This window comes from Caldibacillus sp. 210928-DFI.2.18 (genome assembly GCF_020554505.1).
GTDB classification, from domain to species: Bacteria; Bacillota; Bacilli; order Bacillales; family Caldibacillaceae; genus Caldifermentibacillus; species Caldifermentibacillus hisashii.
The window spans coordinates 49,162-55,161 of record NZ_JAJCHL010000012.1 but is presented as its reverse complement, the minus strand read 5'-3'; the positions used below and the strand labels follow the sequence as shown (position 1 = coordinate 55,161).

The window sequence follows — 6,000 nt, the reverse complement described above, 5'->3', positions numbered from 1 at the left end:
GCTCAAAAAGACGACGAGAAGGGTCCTCGTCGTCAAAAACGAGCAATTTCCGGCTCAAAGTGGTGACGAGAAAGAGTCTCGTCGCCAAAATAAGGTGTTTCTCGCGTCAAACTGGTCGAGCCGGTCTCTCATCTTTATTCATCAGTTACCCGTTCTTCCGATATTCCAACGGTGTCATTTCCGTTTTCCGCTTGAACAGCCGGTTGAAATAAGGGGTGTCTTCAATGCCGACCTCATAAGCTATTTCCTTTACGCTTTTATTGGTATAACGAAGCAGGCTTTTTGCTATGTTAATTCGAAAATTAATTAAATATTCAATCGGTGGAATCCCAATAAAATGAGTAAATTCCTTGCTTAATTGAAATTTATTTAAACTACACATATGCTCTAGATCTTGTAAACTAATTTTCTTCTTAAAATTGTCTTCCAAATAATTTTTTATTTGTAAAATATAGTCCGGGATATTTTTTTCCTCAAAACCAAGATCATATTTTTGCATCAAGATTTCATTTAACATTTCATGGATTAACAACGAAATTTGAAATTCTGTTTTGGCATTACGCGTTTGTTGCAAGTCCATGATTTCTTTGATGATCTTATGGATCCGATCGTTTTTGGCCTTAAAAACATTACTGCCGTTTTTTATATATTCTTCATAAAAGGCCTCAACATTCGGACCGTAAAAATGAATCCAGTCCATCTCCCATGGTTCATCACTGACAGTCGCGTAATGCTGATAATTCATACAATCAATAAAAAAAATATCATCTTTTTCAATCGTATACACCTGCCCTTGATAGCGGAGCCGCCCTTTCCCGCCAAAAGTAAACTTCAATAAATATGACTTCAAGTTTTGTCTCTCCGTAAAATAAGGTTTCATTGCCTTAAAATGGCCGATCTCCTGAATATAGTAAAATAGTTGTTTTGCCCGTGTAGAAGGAGTATTAAAGATTCGAATGGAATCATCCGTCCATGAATGATCTGCTTTTTCCCAATATTTCTCCATAATAATCACTACTCCAATTTTCCTTTTTCCTCATTATGCCACAACATTTCTAACTTACCAAGATAGTACAATAAAATACCAATAATGTATCATGATTTTTCTTTTGATAACGTTTACGATATTTGTGTAGGAAGAAAACAATTCAAAAAACAAGATATTAATCAAAACTATGATCCTTGGAAAGAAAGTACAATTAAAGTTGTCGAAAGGAGTGAATGAACAGGTGATGCGAAATTATCTTGCAGTTGATATTGGGGCTTCAAGCGGCCGATTGATTTTAGGAAATGTTCGAGACGGTAAAATCGAAATTCAAGAAATCCATCGCTTCAAAAATGGTTTTTCAAAAACAGACGGACATTACCGCTGGGATATCGACAAATTGATTAACGAAATTTTCATCGGATTAGAAAAAGTAAAAAAAGCGGGTATCAATGAATGCGTTTTAGGAATTGACACATGGGCAGTTGATTATGTACTGATCGATAAATCCGGAAAAAAACTTGCTGATCCGGTAAGTTATCGTGATACAAGGACAATCGGTGCTATTGATAAATTAACATCAACCTATCCGAAACAGTATATTTATGAAAAAACCGGAATTCAGTTTCTTGAATTCAATACACTTTACCAACTATATACAGAAGATAAAGAGTTACTTAAACTGGCAGACAAAATTTTACTCATTCCCGACTATATCGGATACGTTCTTACCGGAAAAGCCGTCAGTGAAGTAACCAATTCTTCGACAACACAAATGCTGAATTTACGTGAAAAATTGTTTGATACAGATTTACTCAACCATGTACATGTAACTGAGGACAAATTTGCTCCCCTTGTAGAGTCAGGAACTTCGCTGGGTGGGATAAAGGAAGAATGGTATGAAAAATATGACCTTCCAAAGTGCGAAGTGATTGCTGTTGCTTCCCATGATACCGCATCAGCCGTACTTGGAACTCCGGGGTTCGGTGATAACTGGGCTTTCCTGAGCAGCGGAACTTGGTCACTGCTTGGCATGGAATTAACGGTCCCAAATACAAGTGAGGTAGCCTACAAAGAAAATTATACGAATGAATGGGGCGCATATGGCACATACCGTTTTTTGAAAAATATTATGGGACTGTGGATTGTCCAAGAAATTGCCAGAAATTTTGACTACACATACAGTTTTGCCGAAATGGCCGAGCAAGCAGAAAAATGCGAACCTTTTCAACAATTTATCGATGTCAATGATCAACGTTTTAACAACCCGGAAAATATGGTAAAAGAAATTCAAAATTATTGCATGGAAACCGGGCAAAAAGTACCGGAGACAATTGGCGAATTGACGAACTGTATTTATAGTAATTTAGCACTTTGTTATGCAATTGAGTTGGAAAAACTTAGGCGTATTACAGATCGGTCAGTGCAGGACTTGCATATTGTCGGTGGCGGCAGCAATGTTCATTTTTTAAATCAACTGACAGCAAATCTGGCAAATATTCATGTCTATGCCGGTCCGTCGGAAGCGACCGCAATAGGGAATCTACTCGTTCAAATGATTTCAAAAAACGAAATTTCAAATATAAAAGAAGCAAGAGCAATGACAAGGCAATCATTTGAAATGACCACATATAAACCGCAAGACGGAAACTGGCAAGAAGTCATTGTCGACTACAAACAATTTTTACATTCTATTAAAAAACATTGAAAGAGGGTTGCAAATAATGGCAAATCAAGACCAAATTGTCCGCAATTATGAAGTTGCAAAAGAACGATATGCAGAAATCGGTGTAGATACGGAAGAAGCATTAAAAAAATTACAGGATATGAAAATTTCCGTCCATTGCTGGCAAGGTGATGACGTAAAAGGCTTTTTAAACCCGAACGGCGAACTGACCGGTGGAATTATGGCAACCGGCAATTACCCGGGAGCAGCACGGACACCGGAGCAATTACGGCAAGATTTAGAAAAAGCGTATTCTTTAATTCCGGGCAAACATAAATTAAACCTTCATTCGATTTATCTTGATACAGACGGGAAAGTAGATTTAAACGAAATCGAACCGAAGCATTTTACAGCTTGGGTTGATTGGGCAAAAGAACAAGGTTTAGGACTTGATTTTAACCCGACATTTTTCTCCCATCCAATGTATAAAGACGGATTTACCCTTGCGTCTCCGGACAAGGAAGTTCGTGATTTTTGGGTTGAACATGGGAAACGTACTCGAAAAATCGCCGAATACTTCGGGAAAGAAATCGGTCAAACAAGCATTAACAATTTTTGGATTCCGGATGGTTTTAAAGACAATCCCGTTGATACTTTGGCACCAAGACAACGGTTAATGGAAGCATTGGATGAAATTTTTGCCGAACAATTAAATGAAGACTTTACCCAAGAAGCGGTTGAAAGTAAATTATTCGGTATTGGAGCTGAAGCTTATACGGTCGGTTCCCATGAATTTTACATGGGTTACGGGATTTCCAGAAATAAACTTGTCTGCTTAGACGCCGGACATTTTCATCCAACTGAAGTGATTTCTAATAAACTAAGTGCACTTTCCTTATTCAGTAAAGGAATTTTGCTTCATGTCAGCCGTCCGGTACGTTGGGACAGTGACCATGTTGTTATTATGGATGATGAATTACAAGCTATTGCCAGGGAAATTGTCCGCAATAATTTACTGGAAAGAACCAATATCGGACTGGATTTCTTTGATGCTACCATCAACCGAATTGCAGCATGGGTCATCGGGACAAGAAACACACAAAAAGCATTGTTAAGAGCATTGCTTGAACCTACAGCATTTTTAAAACAAAAAGAATTAGAAGGTGACTTTACAACACGGTTAGCGTATACAGAAGAATTAAAAGACTTCCCGTTTGGTGATGTTTGGAACTACTTCTGTGTAAAAAATAATGTACCTGTCGGATTCGATTGGTTTAAAGAAGTACAACAATATGAAAAAGAAATTCTTTTAAATAGAGCATAATTTTTTGGCAGCAAGAATGGAAGGAGTATATACGATGACAAAATTGAATATAATTGACGCATCATTTACACAAGAAATGATGAAAGTAACAGCAAATATGTATCGCCTTGGTTGGGATGAAAGAAATGGCGGAAACATTAGCTATCTTTTAACGGAAGAAGAAGTGGCGGCATATTTAGATATTGAAAAAGTGGTTCGGACAATCCCGATGCAATTTGATGGAAAAGAATTGGCCGGTAAATATTTTATCGTTACGGGATCCGGTAAATATTTTAAAAATGTCATTGATGATCCGGCTGTAAACCTTGGTGTTATCCGTGTTGCAGCAGATGGAAAAAATCTTGAATTATTATGGGGCTTAGAAGATGGCGGAAGACCGACAAGTGAATTGCCTTCTCACTTTATGAGCCATATTGCCCGGATGAAAGTCGATCCGGAAAATCGAATCGTTATGCATACTCATGCGACTCACCTGTTGGCAATGACATTTACCCATCCATTAGAAGAAAAAGCATTAACTCGGACATTATGGCAAATGTGTACCGAATGTCTTGTTGTCTTTCCTGAAGGGGTGGGAATTATTCCTTGGCTCGTTCCTGGCACAAACGAAATTGGTGAAGCAACCGCAGCCAAAATGCATGAATTTCATCTGGTGATTTGGCCGTTTCATGGTATTTACGGTGCCGGTCGTAATATGGATGAGGTGTTTGGCCTCATTGAAACGGCAGAAAAAGCGGCAAAAGTATACACCTATGTGCAAGCTCAAGGTGGTGCGAAACAAGCCATCACCGATCAGCAATTGAAAGACTTGGCTGATGCTTTTGGCGTTACACCGAGGGAAGGTTTTTTAGAGCTTTAATTTGATGAAAAATTCTGAACGCCCGTCCGTACAAACGAATTTCGGGTTGTTCCTTTGAAAATTTTCCAAACGAGTAAGCCCGCTTCTTTAGTGGTGGGAGTTGTCAGAAATAGCTCTATTCGTATGATAAACCGAAATGATTTATGTTCAGGAAAATCCCGAATCCCGGTTCTTTATATGCCGGTCCTTTTTTCGGGATTTACCTATCAACATATATGTGAAAATAATCACAAGGAGGAAACGCAAATGGCAAACAGAATCATCTTAAACGAAACATCCTATCATGGAAAAGGTGCAATCGAACATATCCCGACAGAAGCTGTAAAAAGGGGATTCAAAAAAGCATTGATTGTCACAGACGCTGATTTAGTCAAATTTCATGTTGTCAGTAAAATTACCGATTTATTAAATGCGAGCTGCTTAGCCTATGAAGTTTTTGACCAAACGCTACCAAACCCAACCATTGCTGTTGTAAAAGCAGGAGTGGAAGCTTATAAACAAGCAGAAGCAGATTACATCATTGCTATCGGTGGCGGTTCACCAATCGATACGGCAAAAGCAATCGGAATTATCATAACAAACCCTGAACATGCGGATGTGTTAAGTCTTGAAGGAGATCCGGGAACAAGAAATCCAAGTGCACCAATTTTTGCTATCCCGACAACTTCCGGAACAGCTTCGGAAGTAACAATCAATTATGTGATTACCGATGAAAATAACCACCTTAAATTTGTATGTGTGGACGCCCATGATATTCCGGTTGTCGCATTCGTTGACAGTGACATGATGATGTCGATGCCAAAGAGACTTGCTGCCGCAACCGGAATGGATGCATTAACTCATGCAATTGAAGGATACATCACAAAAGGAGCTTGGGAACTTACAGACATGTTCCATCTTAAAGCGATTGAAATCATTAGCCGTTCGCTGCGTGCATCGGTTGCCGGTGATGTAATAGGTGATATAATAGGAAAAAAGGAGGGGAGAAGGGTTTATGGATGTAGAGTTATTGCAAGCTTTACGAACCGTAATAAAAGAAGAAATCGAGCCTGTTAAAAAAGATTTAGAGAATGTTAAACAGGGTTTAGAGAATGTTAAATAGGGTTTAGAGAATGTTAAACAGGAATTGCTGGTTGAAATCAGACAAGTTAAGCAACAGATAATTA

The 6,000-nt window shown here is 38.5% G+C and carries 5 protein-coding genes; 4 read left to right on the top strand and 1 reads right to left on the bottom strand.

The genetic code is table 11. The annotated features are described in order from the left end of the window. Positions 1 to 145: 145 nt before the first annotated feature. On the bottom strand, positions 146 to 1,006 hold the full coding sequence (locus tag LIZ98_RS04725) for an AraC family transcriptional regulator (protein ID WP_108898457.1): 861 nt from the start codon (positions 1,004 to 1,006) through the stop codon (positions 146 to 148). A gap of 226 nt (positions 1,007 to 1,232) precedes the next feature. Between LIZ98_RS04725 and rhaB the strand changes: the two genes are divergently transcribed. The 4 genes from rhaB to LIZ98_RS04705 all read left to right on the top strand — a co-directional run bounded on the left by rhaB (position 1,233) and on the right by LIZ98_RS04705 (position 5,890). Then, positions 1,233 to 2,693: a rhamnulokinase gene (gene rhaB, locus LIZ98_RS04720; protein WP_192878731.1), complete on the top strand. Its 1,461-nt coding sequence runs from the start codon at positions 1,233 to 1,235 to the stop codon at positions 2,691 to 2,693. A gap of 16 nt (positions 2,694 to 2,709) precedes the next feature. After that, the gene (gene rhaA, locus LIZ98_RS04715; RefSeq protein ID WP_227139050.1) at positions 2,710 to 3,975 is read left to right on the top strand and encodes an L-rhamnose isomerase; all 1,266 of its coding nucleotides are present in this window, start codon (positions 2,710 to 2,712) and stop codon (positions 3,973 to 3,975) included. A gap of 34 nt (positions 3,976 to 4,009) precedes the next feature. After that, entirely contained in the window at positions 4,010 to 4,834 is an 825-nt protein-coding gene (rhaD, locus tag LIZ98_RS04710; protein WP_227139051.1) for a rhamnulose-1-phosphate aldolase, read from the top strand. 246 nt (positions 4,835 to 5,080) lie between these two features. Then, a complete protein-coding gene (locus LIZ98_RS04705) occupies positions 5,081 to 5,890 on the top strand; it encodes an iron-containing alcohol dehydrogenase (protein WP_255602004.1) in 810 nt (269 codons plus the stop codon). Positions 5,891 to 6,000 lie beyond the last annotated feature (110 nt).